The following is a 14,777-nucleotide window of genomic DNA, read 5'->3' on the forward strand; positions in this document are numbered from 1 at the left end:
AGCGCCCTATAATACCAATGATGAAGCCAACCAATCTGATTATTCTCGTATTGTTTTATTCACGCCATGGCGCCACGCGCCAGTTGGCCGAGCTGATAGCCCAGGGAGTGGAAAGCGTGCCTGGCTGCGATGCGCGCCTGCGCACCGTGCCCGCCGTCTCGACGGTGGCCGAAGCGACAGCGCCCGAGGTGCCGTCTGATGGCGCTCCGTATGTGGAACTGGAAGACTTGCAGGAATGCGCGGGCCTGGCCCTGGGCTCGCCCACGCGCTTCGGCAACATGGCCGCCGCCATGAAGTACTTCTGGGATGGCACGGCCAGCGACTGGCTGGCCGGCAGCCTGTCCGGCAAGCCCGCCTGCGTATTCACGTCCACGGGCAGCCTGCACGGCGGCCAGGAATCGACCCTGCTGTCGATGATGATCCCGCTCTTCCACCATGGCATGCTGGTCATGGGCCTGCCCTACACGCATCCCGAACTGATGACGACGTCCACGGGCGGCTCGCCGTATGGCGCCACGCACTGGTCGGGCATCGACGGCGACAAGGCGCTCAGCGACGATGAAAAGCGGTTGGCCATCGCCCTGGGCCGGCGCCTGGCGGAAAACGCCGCGAAACTGGCAGGCGCATGATGCACGGCGTACTGCACAAGTATTTTCACTGGGGCGCCATCGCCAGCCTCGTCACGCTGATCGTCTGGTGCGTGCTGTGGGAAACCGTCGTCGCCCCGCTGCAGCCGGGCGGCTCCTGGGTCGTCCTGAAGGCCGCGCCCCTGCTCATCCCACTGTACGGCGTCATCAAGCGCGACGTCTATACCCTGCAATGGTCGTCGATGGTGATCCTGCTGTACTTCACGGAAGGCGTGGTGCGCGGCTACAGCGACACGAACGCCACCTCGGCCCTGATGGCCTGGGGCGAAGCGGTTATCGTCTGCATCTATTTTGTCTGCGCCGTGCTGTATCTGCGCCCGTATAAAAAGGCGGCCAAGCGCATGGCCAAAGAGCTGCTGGAAAAAGTGAATAAAGTGAGCATCAAGAAATGACTGACCAAACAGATTTCCTCGCCGCCTGCCGCGACCTGCTGGGCGACACTTATGTACTCACCAACGACGCCGACACGGCCCCCTTCCTTACCGACTGGCGCGACCGGTTTACGGGCAAGGCCCTGGCCGTGCTGCGCCCCGCCACGGTGGAACAGGTGGCGGGCGTGCTGCGCGCCTGCGCGCAATGGCAGGTGCCCGTCGTGCCGCAGGGCGGCAATACGGGCCTGGTGCTGGGCAGCATTCCGGACGCCGCCGGCACGGCCGTCGTGCTGTCGCTGGCGCGCCTGAACAGCATCCGCGCGCTCGATCCCGTCAACCGCACCATCACGGTCGATGCGGGCTGCATTTTGCAAACCATCCAGGAAGCGGCCAGCGCCGCCGGCTGTCTGTTCCCCCTGTCGCTGGCGGCCGAAGGCAGTTGCACCATCGGGGGGAATTTGGCAACGAACGCGGGCGGCACGGCCGTGCTGCGTTACGGGAATACGCGCGAGCTGTGCCTGGGCCTGGAAGTGGTCACGCCGCAGGGCGAGATCTGGAGCGGCTTGCGCGGCCTGCGCAAGGACAATACCGGCTACGATCTGCGCGACCTGTACATCGGCGCCGAGGGTACCTTGGGCGTCATCACGGGCGCGGTCATGAAGTTGTATCCACAGCCGAAAGCCTGCATCACGGCGCTGGCCGCCATGCCTTCGCCCGCCCACGCCCTGCGTTTATTAAGCCTGATGCAGGACCATTGCGGCGCCAGCCTGACGGGCTTTGAACTGATGTCGCAGTACTGTCTGCAACTGGTGGCGGAACAGTTCCCGCAACTGCCGCGGCCTTTCGCGGAGCAGCATGGCCAGTACGTGCTGCTGGAATTATCGAGCAGCCAGTCCGAGGCGCACGCCATCGAGCTGCTGGAAGCGAGCATCGGCGCGGCACTGGAAGACGAATTGATAGCCGACGCCGTCGTCGCCAGTTCCGTGGCGCAGTCCGAGGGACTATGGCAGCTGCGTGAACACATCCCGCTGGCGCAGGCGCAGGCGGGCAAGAACATCAAGCACGATATCTCGCTGCCGATTTCCTGCATCGCCGACTTCATCGCCGTCACCGATGCGGCCCTGGCAACGGTCTTCCCCGGCTGCCAGCTCGTGTGCTTCGGCCACCTGGGCGACGGCAACCTGCACTACAACGTGGCGCCGCCCGCCGGCATGACGGACCGCGACTTCCTGGCCAACCAGGATGCGATCAACCGCATCGTGCATGACCAGGTCCACGGCTTTGGCGGCTCGATTTCGGCCGAACACGGCATCGGCGCGCTGAAGAAAGACGACCTGGCCCGCTACAAGTCGCCGCTGGAACTGCAGCTGATGCGCGCTGTCAAACAGGCGCTGGACCCGCAGAACATCATGAATCCAGGGAAGATATTGTGACATCGCCGTCCCTCCTGCTATATGCCATGGTCTTGCTGGCCGGCTCCGCCGGTGCGCAGGACGTCTACAAATGCGTGCAGGATGGCCAGACCAGTTACAGCGCCACGCCCTGCACGGGTGGGCAATTGCAGATACTGGAAGTCCCATCGCCTCCGCCCGCCGTCGACAAGGGTGCGGCCACGCGCCAGGAACGGGTGGCCAGTCAGTTGGAGGCGGCACGCAAGAAGCAGGAAAATCTGGCTGACCAGGCGCGCGAACGGGCCGCCAAGCAGAAGGAAACGCGCGACAAGCATTGCGCGCAGCTGCGTCTGGAACAGAAATGGGCGGCACAGGACGCCGTCGGCGCGGGCGATAAAACCCGCGACGCGGCGCAATTGAAAGCGCGGCGCGCCGGTGAACGCCTGGCCGTCGAATGCCTGAATTGAGTGCGCCGCTGGCCAGCCCGGCGACGACGCGCCTGCTGTCGCGCTGGCTGCTGCTGGGCGAATGGCGCTTTCACCCCGTGCGCGCCCTCGTCGCCATCCTGGCCATCGCCATCGGCGTGTCGCTGGGCTTTGCCATCCACCTGATCAACGCGGCGGCCTTCAATGAATTTTCCACGGCCGTCAAAAGCCTGTCCGGCCAGGCCGACGTCCAGGTGGCCGGGCGCGAAGCGCTGTTCGATGAAGCCATCTACCCGTGGCTGGCGCAGCGCGACGGCGTGGCCGTGGCCTCGCCCGTGCTGGAGCTGCAAGCCACGGTGGCCGGCAAGAAGGACGGCGGCCCGCTGCACATCCTGGCGCTCGACGTCTTCCGCGCCGGCTTCATCTCGCCCGATCTGATCGGCGCGCCGGCCGAAGGCCAGCCTTTCGACACCTTGGCCGACGACGCCGTCTTTCTGTCGCCGGCCGCCTTGCGCTGGCTGGCCGTGGCCGAAGGCGGCCAGGTCGCCCTGCAATCGGGCACGGGCACGGTGTCCCTGCGCGTGGCCGGTTCGCTGCAGGGCGCGCGCGCCGGCCAGCGCATCGCCGTGATGGATATCGGCGCGGCGCAGTGGCGCTTCAACAAGCTGGGCAAGCTGTCGCGCATCGACTTGAAACTACGCCAGGGCGTGAACCGCGACGCCTTCCAGGCGGACCTGGCGCGGACGCTGGAAGCGCAGTATCCGGGGCGTTTCCAGGTGGGCCAGCCCAATGACGAAAACCAGAATAGCCGCAACAATAACCTGAGCCGCGCCTACCGCGTCAACCTGACGGTGCTGGCCCTCGTCGCCCTGTTTACGGGCGCCTTTTTGGTCTTTTCCACGCAGGCCCTGTCCGTCATCCGCCGCCGCGGCCAATTCGCGCTGCTGCGCGTGCTGGGCATGGAGCGGGGCCAGTTGCTGCGCCAGGTGCTGCTGGAAGGCGCCAGCCTCGGTGTCGTCGGTGCGGCTTTCGGCATCGCCGGCGGTTACGCCATGGCCGCCGTGGCCCTGCGCTTTTTCGGCGGCGACCTGGGCGCCGGCTATTTCGCGGGCGTGCAGCCGCAGGTGCAATTCACGCCCGTCGCCGCCTTCGTCTACTTCGCGCTGGGCCTCGGCGTCGCCTTGCTGGGCTGCGCCGTGCCCGCGCTGGAAGCGGCCCGCGCCGCGCCCGCCATCGCCCTGAAATCGGGCAGCGAGGAAGTCGTGACGACGCGCCTGGCCAAGACCTGGCCGGCGCTGGCCTGTTTGCTGCTGGCCGGCGCCCTGACGTTCCTGCCGCCCGTGTTCGAGCTGCCCCTGTTCGGCTACCTGTCCATTGCGCTGCTGCTGATCGGCGCCATCGCCCTGATGCCGCAACTGGCCGCCGTCGTCTTCCGTTTCCTGCAACGCGCCTGGCTGCGCACGGAAACGAGCAAACATGCGCCCGTGCGCAGCCTGACCCTGGCCCGCCTGGCGAACGCCTCGGGCCAGGCCGGCATCGCCCTCGGCGGCGTGCTGTCAAGCTTTAGCCTGATGGTGGCGATGGCCATCATGGTGTCGAGTTTCCGCGTCTCCGTCGATGACTGGCTGCTGCAGATCTTGCCCGCCGACGTGTATGCGCGCACGGCCGCCAGCGGCGGCACGGCAGGCTTGAACCCGCGCGAACAGGCGAGCATCACCGCCTTGCCCGAAGTGGCCAGGGTGGATTTCCAGCGCGTGCGTTCGCTGTCGCTGGCGCCAGACCGGCCGAACGTGGCGCTGCTGGCGCGCCCCATCAATTTGCAAGACCCGGGCAAGAGCATGGTGCTGGTGGGCGACACCCTGCCCGTGCCCAATGGCGCGAAACCCGTGTGGCTGTCCGAGGCGGCGGCCGACCTATACAACGTCAAACCGGGCCAGCACATCGCCCTGCCGCTGGCGGGCGGCTTGCACCAGTTCTTCGTTGCCGGCATCTGGCGCGACTATGCGCGCTCGTCCGGCGCCATCCAGATGCCGCTCGGCGATTACCGCGCCCTGACCGGCGACAATGACGTGAGCGATGCGGCCCTGTGGCTGGCCAAGGACGCCACGGGCGACGAACTGCAGCAGCGCCTGAAAGCGCTGCCGTTCGGCGCCAGCCTGGAAGTGTCGAACCCGTCGGCCATCCGCGCCCTGAGCCTGCAGATCTTCGACCGCAGCTTCGCCGTCACCTATCTGCTGGAAGCGATCGCCATCGTCATCGGCCTGTTCGGCGTGGCCGCCACGTTCTCCGCGCAGACCCTGGCGCGCGCGCGGGAGTTCGGCATGCTGCGCCATGTGGGTGTGACGCGCGGCCAGATTTTATCCATCCTGGCGATTGAAGGCGGCGCGCTGACGGCGCTGGGCATCGCCACCGGTTTTGTCCTGGGCCTGTTGATCAGCTTTGTGCTGGTCTTCATCGTCAATCCGCAATCGTTCCACTGGACCATGCAGTTGCACCTGCCGTGGCCCCTGATCGCCACGGTGGCCGGCGCTCTGCTGACGGCGGCCGCCGCCACGGCGCTGATCGCGGGCCGCCAGGCGCTGTCCGCTGGCCCCATCCGCGCCGTCAGGGAGGACTGGTAATGCGCCATACTTTCATCTTGTTGCTTGCGCTGGCCTTGCCTGCGTTGGCCGCGCCGCCCGCCTTCGCCCCCGTCACGCCGCTGCCGGCCGGCCAGACCCTGCGCCTGCCGCACGACTTCGGCGCCCATCCCGCCTATAAAACGGAATGGTGGTATGCCACGGGCTGGGTAAAAACCGCCGGTGGCGAACAACTGGGCTACCAGGTGACCTTCTTTCGCAGCGCCACGGCCACCGACGCGGACAACCCCAGCGCGTTTGCGCCCAAGCAGCTGATCATCGGCCATGCGGCCCTGTCCGACCCGAAGGTGGGCAAGCTGCTGCACGATGAGAAAAGCGCGCGCGAGGGCTTCGGCCTGGCCTACGCCAAGGTGGGCGACACGGACGTGAAGCTCGACGATTGGCGCATGCAGCGGCAAAAAGACGGCAGCTACCGGGTCAGCCTGGCCGCGCGCGAATTCAACTTGCAGCTGACCCTTTCCCCCACCCAGCCCGTGCTGCTGCAGGGCGAGAACGGTTACTCGCGCAAGGGCGCGCGGCCCGCGCAATCGAGTTACTACTACAGCGAGCCGCAGCTGCGCACGACGGGCACGATCGCGCGCGCGGGCGGCAAGCCGGAAGCCGTGACGGGCACCACCTGGCTCGATCACGAGTGGTCAAGCCAGGTGCTCGATGCGGACGCCAGCGGCTGGAACTGGATAGGCGCCAACCTCGATGACGGCGGCGCCCTGATGGCCTTCCAGATCCGCAGCAAGACAGGTGCTAAACTATGGGCGCACGCGACATGGCGCGATGCCTCCGGTAAGATGACGCAGTTCGCGCCCGGCGACGTCGATTTCACGCCCACGCAGCTGTGGCGCTCGCCCCGCACGCAGGCAGAATACCCGGTCGCCACCGAGATCCGCACTGGCCCCACGCGCTGGCACATCAAGCCGCTGCAGCCGGACCAGGAACTCGATTCGCGCCGCTCGACGGGGGCCGTGTACTGGGAAGGCGCCGTGACGGTGGAGCGCGACGGCCAGCCGGTGGGCCGCGCCTACCTGGAGATGACGGGCTATGTCCAGCCGATGAAGTTATAAGCACTACCGAATATGTAAATCAAAGCGAAAAACAATGACAACCAGCACAGAAACAGGCAGCACCAGTTCAACAACCGCCGCAAGCACCGCACCCACGCCCGACACCGGCACCAGCCGCGAACTGAAAAAAGGCAGCCTGGCCGCGTTCAAGGGTTTGATGCCTTTCCTGACGCCGTATCGCAAGCAGTTCTTCCTGGCCGGTATCGCGCTGGTGGTGGCCGCCGCCTCGACCCTGGCCATCCCTGCCGCTTTCAAGCAGATGATCGACCTCGGTTTCGGCGGCGCGGCCGGCTCGAGCAGCATCCAGCACGTCGACCTGGTCTTCCTCGCCCTGTTCGGCGTGGCGTCCATCCTGGCGCTGGCCACGGCCGCGCGCTTCTACACGGTGTCGTGGCTGGGTGAACGGGTCACGGCCGACATCCGCAGCGCCGTGTACCGCCACGTGGTCACGCAAAGCCCCGCCTTCTTTGAAACGACGCAGACGGGCGAAGTCCTGTCGCGCATCACCACCGACACGACCCTGATCCAGGCCGTCGTCGGCACCAGCATCTCGATGGCGCTGCGCAATGTGCTGCTGTTCCTCGGCGGCCTGGTGATGCTGTTCGTCACCAGCGCCAAGCTGGCGGGCATCATCATCGGCCTGCTGATCCTCGTCGTCGTGCCCATCATCGTCTTTGGCCGCCGCGTGCGCAAGCTGTCGCGCGACTCGCAGGACCGCATCGCCGACGCGTCGGCCATGGCCGGCGAAATCCTCAACGCCATGCCCACCGTGCAGGCATTCACGCACGAGAAAATCGAATCGAAGCGCTTCGGCGACTCCGTCGAAGGCGCCTTCATGACAGCCATGCGCCGCATCCGCGCCCGCGCCCTGCTCACCATGATCGCCATCCTGCTCGTCTTCGGCACCATCGTGTTCGTGCTGTGGCTGGGCGCGCGCGCCGTGCTGGAAGGCTCGATGACGGGCGGAGATTTGGGCCAGTTCATCCTGTACGCCTCCATCGTGGCCGGCGCCATCGGCGCCCTGTCCGAGGTGATGGGCGAAGCCCAGCGCGCGGCCGGCGCCACCGAGCGCCTGCTGGAACTGATGGCCGTCAAATCGGAAATCGAATCCCCGGTCACGCCGCTGCCGCTGCCCGCGCGCGCCGCCACCGGCGCCGCGCTGTCGCTCGACGACGTGATGTTCTCGTACCCGTCGCGTCCCGATACCCACGCGCTCAATCACGTCAGCCTCGACATCCGCGCCGGCGAAACGGTGGCCGTCGTCGGCCCGTCCGGCGCCGGCAAGACCACGCTGTTCCAGCTGTTCCTGCGCTTCTATGATCCGCAAAGCGGCAGCATCCGCCTCGATGGCGTCGATATCAAGCAGCTGGACCTGCACACCCTGCGCGACGCCATCGGCATCGTGCCGCAGGATACCGTGATCTTCTCGGCCGACGCCATGGAAAACATCCGCTACGGCCGCGCCGGCGCCAGCGACGCGGAAGTGATCGCGGCCGCGAAAATGGCGGCCGCCCACGAATTCATCGAGCGCCTGCCGAACGGCTACAAATCGTTCCTCGGTGAACGGGGCGTGCGCCTGTCCGGCGGCCAGCGCCAGCGCATCGCCATCGCCCGCGCCCTGCTGAAAAACCCGCCGCTGCTGCTGCTTGACGAAGCGACCAGCGCGCTGGATGCGGAATCGGAACGCCTGGTGCAAAAGGCGCTGGAAGCGGCGATGGTGGGACGCACCACGGTCATCATCGCGCACCGCCTGGCCACCGTCCAGCGGGCCGACCGCATCATCGTCATGGAAGACGGCAAGATCGTCGAGACAGGCACGCACGCGTCACTGGTCGCATTGGGTGGCATCTATGCGAATCTGGCGGCCCTGCAATTCCATCACGTACAACTCAATTAAACAGAACCATTATGAACGCACTTTTCCACGCCAACCTGGGCATCACCGATTTCTGGACCTTTTTACTGGGGACCATCTTCATCGTCATCCTGCCCGGTCCCAATTCCATGTATGTGCTGTCGGTCGCGGCCCAACGGGGCGTGCGCACCGCCTACCAGGGCGCCTTCGGCATCTTCGCCGGCGACCTGATATTGATGGTGCTGTCGGCCTGCGGCGTGGCCTCCCTGCTGAAAGCCAGCCCTGCCCTCTTCTACGTGGTGAAATACATCGGCGCGGCCTACCTGGGCTGGATCGGCCTGCAAATGCTGATCGGCTGCTGGCGCAAGCTGCGCGCACCCGCGCCGGCCGACGGTGAAGCGCCTGCCGCGCCAGCGCCTGTCAAGGAAAGCGATCCATTCCGCAAGGCGCTGATCATCAGTCTGATGAACCCGAAAGCCATTTTGTTCTTCATCTCGTTCTTCATCCAGTTCGTCGACCCTGCCTTCCCGAATCCCGTGCTGTCCTTCGTCGGCCTGGGCCTGATTTGCCAAGTGATCAGCTTTACCTATCTGACGGCCATCATCTTTGTCGGCGCCCGCCTGGCCGACACCTTCCGCCGCCGTCGCCGCCTGTCGGCCGGCATGGGCGGCGGCGTGGGCGCCATGTTCATCGGCTTTGGCGCGAAACTGGCCACGGCCACCTTGTGAGGAAAACACCGTGAACGAGCTTGAGCTGCGCCAGCGCTGCCATACCGTCGTGCCCGGCCACCGCCAGCCAACGCCAGCGGCCACCTTTACCGCCATGGCCGCCTGGTGCGACGCCAACGCTGTTGCGCACGACACCTATGGCGAAGGCGCGTTGATCGAACAGTTCGAGAACAAGATCGCCAGCCTGCTCGGTTTCGAAGCGGCCGTGTTCTGCATCACGGGCACCATGACGCAAGTCACCGCCTTGCGCCTGGCTTGCCAGGACCGGGGCTCGCGCCTGGTGGCGCTGCACCCGACCTCGCACATCCTGCGCCACGAGCGCGGCAATCACGAATTGCTCGACCACTTCAAGGGCCTGATACTGGGCGACCCGCACCGTCCGTGGACGGTCGACGATTTGCGCGCCGTGCCCGATGCGCTGGGCGCCGCGCAGATCGAGCTGCCGATGCGCGAAATCGGCGGCCAGTGCCCGTCGTGGGACGCATTGAACGACATCAAGCGGCACTGCCGCGAGCACAACATCCATTTGCACATGGATGGCGCGCGCCTGTGGGAAGCGCAAGCGGGTTTTGGCCAGTCCCTGCCCGCCATCTGCGGCGGCTTCGATTCCGTCTACGTGTCGCTGTACAAGGGCATCGGCGGCCTCGGCGGCGCCGTGCTGGCCGGCAGCCGCCCGTTTGTCGAACGGGCGCGCGAGTGGTTCCGCCGCCAGGGTGGCAATATCGTCCACCGTACGCCCTACGTGGTGGCCGCCGCCATGCAGTTCGACGCGCGCCTCGCCGCCATGCCGCAATATTTTGCGCGCACGCAGTGGCTGTACGCGCTGCTGCGCGATTTTCCATCGATTGCCGTCAATCCCGCCGCCCCGCAAGCCAACATGCTGCACCTGCACTTGCCCGTCTCGCGCGAGCGGGCCATCGCGATCCGCAACCAGGTGGCGGAAGACCACGGCATCTGGCTGTTCGGCCGCGCCAGCCACGCCGCCCTGCCCGGCCACAGCGTGGTGGAATGGTATGTGGGAGATAACTTGCTGGACCTGCCCGACGACACCGTGCGGCTGGCATTGACCTTGCTGGATCAGGCCATGCGCATGAAAGCCTGAGCAACGCAGGTCGGCGTAGGTCGGGTAGGTCGGGTTAGCGCGCAGCGCGTAAGCCGACAACATCCGAAAACCCATGAAAGGCTGGGGTCAGACCCAGCGGGTCTGACCCCGAAAAAAAAAGCGCCCTAAGGCGCTTTTTTCATTTCATGGCGGCCGGGTCGGCCACCACTACCTGCTTAGAACTTGTAGTTGTAAGCGAGACCGATCAACTGCATGCGCGTCTTGAACAGGCCCTTGGTGGTTTCACCGTTGCCGGTGCAGCCAGGGGTCACCGGCGAGCAGTCATTCTTGTAGTTGACGTTGGCATCCTTGAAGTCGATGAAGCTGTAAGCCAGGTCGAGCGAGGAATTGGCGTTCAGCTTCCAGTTCGCGCCGATCGAGTACTGCATGCGGTCGCTGTCCGGCAGGGCTGGGTGACGCAGCTCGGCGCTGCGCACTGGCGCCTGGTCGTGGGCGATACCGGCGCGCAGCAGCAGGTTTTCGCTGTACTTGTAGTTGGTGCCCAGCGAAACGCGGTAGGTGTTCTTCCACTGCTGGCGGATGCGCTCGGCGCCTTCGGCCGTCGGCGGGAACTGGATATCCAGGTTCTGCAGGCGCGAAGTGCGGGTCCAGGTGACGTCGCCCATCAAGGCCCAACGGTCATCCATCTGATGGAAGGCGTTGACCGACAGGGTTTCCGGCGTGCGCACTTCCACCAGCGCCTTGGAATTGACCTTGTTCGATGCCTTGGCGATGAAGGCGTTCACGGCGGCGTTGTCCGACACTTGCGAGAAGTCCCAGATCGTGTCGCCTTTCAGCTTGTGCGAAATCGACGAACGGTAGGAAATACCGAAACGCGTGCCTTCATTCATCTGGTACAGGTAGCCCAGGTTGAAGCCGAAGCCCCAGTCGTCGCCATCCATCGATGCGTGGCCATCCTTGGCGCCCTTCAGCGCGGCGCCGGCTGCCTGCGCGGCGGCCAGGCCCTGCGTCTTGGCGATATTGGCCAGGAAGGCTTGCGACGCGGCTGGCGCGTGCTGGGCCAGGAAGGCCACGGAACCCGGCACGTCGACCGCTTGGCCCAGTTCCGCCTTCATGTGTTCAGCGGTGACGCCGAAACCGAAGGAATGGTGTTCATTGACCTTGAAGGAAACGGAAGGATTCAGGGCGATCGCTTCGAGCTTGATGTTGGTGATCGCATAGCGGCCGCTCCAGTCATTGCCGTAATCGAGCTTGGCGCCGTACGGCACGAACAGGCCCATGCCGACGGTCCATTGATCATTGAGCTTCTTGCTCGCATACAGGGCTGGCGCGAAGACGGCGTCCGGCGCGTAGTCCTTGGTCGTGCCGCCCGGATTGCGGCCGGTGAAAGTCTTCGAACCCGTGTCTTGGTAAGTCGAATGCGGTACCACCAGGGTGCCGCCGCCCAGGAATTGCGTGCCTTCCAGGCGCGACATGCCGGCCGGGTTGTAGAAAATGGTCGATGCGTCGGCCGCTTCGGCGCCGCTGGCATCGGCCGAGCCCTGCGCGGAAACGCTTTGCGAGCCGAAACGGTAGCCCGATGCTTGTGCGGTGGAGGAGATGCCGGCGAACGCGGCAACGATCAGGAGGGGCAGATATTTATGTTTCAAGTTAGTCTCTCTTTATTATATGAAGGTCTTCGGCACACTGTCGCGGGCATCTCAAGCCGCCCCGTCTTGCACTTTTCTTGCCGCCGTGAACTCCAATTCACTGACGGCATGAGCGAAGCATATAATATTTTTTAGAAAAAAGCGAACGTTCGCTCTTTTTATGAAACAGCGTTGTTTTCCACACCCATCACGCCGTTCTACAGGGCCAGCGCCGGGGCTGGAAGCGGTATCAGAAAGCGCTGGTGCATCAGCGCCAGCATCTGTTCGGCGGGCACGGGGCGCGAGATGAAATAGCCCTGCACTTCGTTGCATTGCAGCGTGCGCAGGATGTCGAGCTGCTCGCGCGTCTCCACCCCTTCGGCCACCACGCTCATGCCCAGCGCATGCGCCATCGACAGGATGGCGCGCACGAAGACTTCGCCCTGCTCCGAGCGGCCCAGCTCCATGGTGAAGGCGCGGTCGATCTTCAAGCCATCCATGGCAAACTTCTGCAGCTGCGACAGCGACGAGTATCCGGTGCCGAAATCGTCGACCAGCAGGCGCACGCCCAGGGCGCGGATGGCCGACAGCTGCTCCACCGCGCGGTTCTGTTCATCCATCATGGCCGATTCCGTGATTTCCACCTCGATCAGGCGCGCATCGATGCGGTGGCGCGCCAGCGCGGACGCCAGCACCTGGTGCACGTCGCCACGGCCGAACTGGCGCGCCGAGACGTTGATCGACACGGGCACCAGTTCTAGTCCGCTGGCCTGCCAGCGCGCCATCTGCAGGCACACCTTCTCGATGACGACTTCGCCCAGCTGCGAAATCAGGCCGCTGCTCTCGGCCACGGGGATGAATTCCAGCGGCGGCACCATGCCGTGCTGCGGATGGTGCCAGCGCACGAGCGCCTCCATGCTGCACAGCTGCCCGCTCATGGCGTCGACCCGCGGCTGGTAGACGACGAGGAACTGGTCCAGCTCCAGCGCCGCCACCAGGCTTTGCTCGAGTTCGCGGCGGCTGCGGATGGTTTCGAACAGTTCGGGCTGGAAGAAGCGGTGATGGCCCTTGCCCGCCACTTTGACGGCATACATGGCGATGTCGGCGTTCTTCAGCAGCACGTCCGTTTCGGCGCCATCGCGCGGATACAGGCTGATGCCGATCGAGGCGCCCATCTTGTGGCGCTCGCTGCCCAGGTAGAACGGCTCGTCGAAGGCGATGGCGATGCGCTGCGCCACCTGCTCGGCGCGGCTGTCGTCTTCCACGGGGTCGAGCACCACGACGAATTCGTCGCCGCCCAGGCGCACCACGTGGTCGCCCGGCCGCAGCACGGCCTTCAGGCGCAAGGAGGCGGCGCGCAGCACTTTATCTCCCTCGGCGTGGCCCTGCGTATCGTTGATATCCTTGAAGCCGTCGAGGTCGATGAACAGCAGCGCCAGCATGCGCCGCGCGATGGCGGCCCGGCCCAGGGCGCCGGGCAGGAATTGCTGCAGCCAGTAGCGGTTGGGCAAGCCCGTCAAGCCATCCTCGTTGGCCAGGCGGCGCAAGTCGCGCTCGTGCTCCTTGGCCGTGCTGATGTCTTGCAGGGTGACGGCCAGGCGGTCGCCGCTGCGCACCACGCGCCGGCGTATCCAGCGCAGCTTGAAGGGGTTGCCTTCCGGCAGCTCGATCTCTTCCTCGGAAAAACCGGAAACCATGGCGGCCCGGTAATTATGGATCAGGTCGCGGAAGTACGGCTCATGGGCGCGCGACTGCAGGCGCATGCCCAGCAATTGTTCGCGCCGCACGCCAAAATAGCCGGCGCCCGGCTCGTTGCAGTCGACCATCTCGAAATCGAGGATGCTGCCGTCCGCGCCGCGCAGGGCGGCAATGATATAAAAGCCGTCGCTCGTGCCTTCGGTGGCCATGCGGTAGGCATTGCGCACGCCTTCGGACTGGTGGTGGCGCCACGCCAGGCGCAGCGACAGCATGGTGGCGATGGCGGTAAAGGCCAGCAGCAGCATGGTGACGGCCAGGGCGATGCCGATATAAATCGTGCGCGTTTCCTCGTAGGGATGCAGCATTTCGCCGTCCGACAATCCGACCACGGCCGTGAACGGATAGGCTTTCAGCGCCTGCCAGCCCACGTAGCGGCTTTGCTTGTCGGAAAAAGCGATCCTGCCGCCCGAATGCAGGGCGCCGCTCTCCGTTTCCAGGAAGCTGGTGTCGAGGAATGGCGTGCCCTGGGCGCTTTGGGCCGGCAGCACGCGCGAGCCGAGACGTGTGCTGAACAGCTCGCCCTCCTCGCCCACCATGGCCGACATGCCGAACTTGCCAAAACTGACGCTGTTATAGAATTCGGAAAAATAGCCGGAATGAATCGAGATCAGCAGCACGCCGTCGAAATTGCCATCCTCATCTTCCAACCGGCGCGTGAAATGCACGAGGCTTTCGTCGGCGCCGGGCACCGTGGCCTGATCGTTCACATTGGCGGCATTGGCCCGCCCCAGCGCGATGCGCAGGGCGCTGGAATTGCTGCGCCAGTGCCGCAGCAGGAAATCGCTGCGCTCGTTGACCCGCAGGCGCTGCAGCGGCGCCGTGGCCGTCACGGGATGCCCCTTGCGGTCGAGGATGGCGACGATGGCAAATTGCGGCAAGGCATACATGCCCTGCGTCTTCAATTGGTCGAGCCGCAGCTGGCCGCGCGAATTTTCCCATTCATACTTGAGCTGCAAGGTCAGCTGGTCCATCTGCTCCAGGGTGCGCAGCAGATACTGGCCATAGGCTTTCGACAGCGACGACACGCTGTCGAGCGCCTGCTGCTGCGCCACCTTCTTTTCCGCCTCCAGCTGCAGCAAGGTGGCCGTCCACAGCACCGCGCACAGGACCAGTCCCAGCAGGGGCCAGGCCAGGATCAGGCGCAAATTGGCCTTGAGGAAATCGGCCCTGCTCATCTCCACCATGGCGCCGTTATTATTATTTACAAATTGTCG

Annotated in this window: 11 protein-coding genes; 9 read left to right on the plus strand and 2 right to left on the minus strand. The window is 65.3% G+C overall.

From position 1 onward, the window contains the following. The first annotated feature begins 20 nt into the window (after window positions 1-20). From wrbA to JAB6_RS10585, 9 genes are read left to right on the plus strand one after another with little or no spacing between them, the layout of a single operon-like run. Window positions 21-629: an NAD(P)H:quinone oxidoreductase gene (wrbA, locus tag JAB6_RS10545; protein ID WP_034756348.1), complete on the plus strand. Its 609-nt coding sequence runs from the start codon at window positions 21-23 to the stop codon at window positions 627-629. Then, a complete protein-coding gene (locus JAB6_RS10550; RefSeq protein ID WP_139089496.1) occupies window positions 626-1,039 on the plus strand; it encodes a DUF2069 domain-containing protein in 414 nt (137 codons plus the stop codon). Before wrbA ends, JAB6_RS10550 begins: the two co-directional genes overlap by 4 nt. Beyond that, window positions 1,036-2,451, plus strand: coding sequence for an FAD-binding oxidoreductase (locus JAB6_RS10555; RefSeq protein WP_070302735.1), 1,416 nt, complete (start codon window positions 1,036-1,038; stop codon window positions 2,449-2,451). The genes JAB6_RS10550 and JAB6_RS10555 overlap by 4 nt, the downstream gene beginning before the upstream one ends. Further along, window positions 2,448-2,876: a DUF4124 domain-containing protein gene (locus JAB6_RS10560; protein WP_139143345.1), complete on the plus strand. Its 429-nt coding sequence runs from the start codon at window positions 2,448-2,450 to the stop codon at window positions 2,874-2,876. Before JAB6_RS10555 ends, JAB6_RS10560 begins: the two co-directional genes overlap by 4 nt. Then, window positions 2,864-5,455, plus strand: coding sequence for an FtsX-like permease family protein (locus JAB6_RS10565; protein WP_070302736.1), 2,592 nt, complete (start codon window positions 2,864-2,866; stop codon window positions 5,453-5,455). The genes JAB6_RS10560 and JAB6_RS10565 overlap by 13 nt, the downstream gene beginning before the upstream one ends. Then, window positions 5,455-6,531 (plus strand): lipocalin-like domain-containing protein, encoded by a 1,077-nt coding sequence (locus JAB6_RS10570; RefSeq protein WP_070302737.1) that lies wholly within the window; start codon window positions 5,455-5,457, stop codon window positions 6,529-6,531. The genes JAB6_RS10565 and JAB6_RS10570 overlap by 1 nt, the downstream gene beginning before the upstream one ends. Window positions 6,532-6,565: 34 nt before the next feature. Further along, window positions 6,566-8,428: an ABC transporter transmembrane domain-containing protein gene (locus JAB6_RS10575; protein ID WP_070302738.1), complete on the plus strand. Its 1,863-nt coding sequence runs from the start codon at window positions 6,566-6,568 to the stop codon at window positions 8,426-8,428. 11 nt (window positions 8,429-8,439) lie between these two features. Further along, window positions 8,440-9,114, plus strand: a complete 675-nt coding sequence (leuE, locus tag JAB6_RS10580; RefSeq protein ID WP_034755533.1) for a leucine efflux protein LeuE — start codon at window positions 8,440-8,442, stop codon at window positions 9,112-9,114. Window positions 9,115-9,124: 10 nt separating this feature from the next. Beyond that, window positions 9,125-10,216 (plus strand): low specificity L-threonine aldolase, encoded by a 1,092-nt coding sequence (locus tag JAB6_RS10585; RefSeq protein ID WP_070302739.1) that lies wholly within the window; start codon window positions 9,125-9,127, stop codon window positions 10,214-10,216. A 176-nt stretch (window positions 10,217-10,392) separates the two neighbouring features. Here the strand turns inward: JAB6_RS10585 and JAB6_RS10590 are convergent, their stop codons facing one another. Together JAB6_RS10590 and JAB6_RS10595 are read right to left on the minus strand one after the other, a co-directional pair. After that, on the minus strand, window positions 10,393-11,826 hold the full coding sequence (locus JAB6_RS10590) for an OmpP1/FadL family transporter (protein WP_070302740.1): 1,434 nt from the start codon (window positions 11,824-11,826) through the stop codon (window positions 10,393-10,395). 197 nt (window positions 11,827-12,023) lie between these two features. Beyond that, window positions 12,024-14,738 carry an EAL domain-containing protein gene (locus tag JAB6_RS10595; RefSeq protein WP_070302813.1) on the minus strand — a complete coding sequence of 905 codons (2,715 nt, stop codon included), beginning with the start codon at window positions 14,736-14,738 and terminating at the stop codon, window positions 12,024-12,026. Window positions 14,739-14,777: the final 39 nt, after the last annotated feature.

It is taken from the genome of Janthinobacterium sp. HH104 (genome assembly GCF_001758715.1).
Classification (GTDB): domain Bacteria; phylum Pseudomonadota; class Gammaproteobacteria; order Burkholderiales; family Burkholderiaceae_D; genus Janthinobacterium; species Janthinobacterium aestuarii.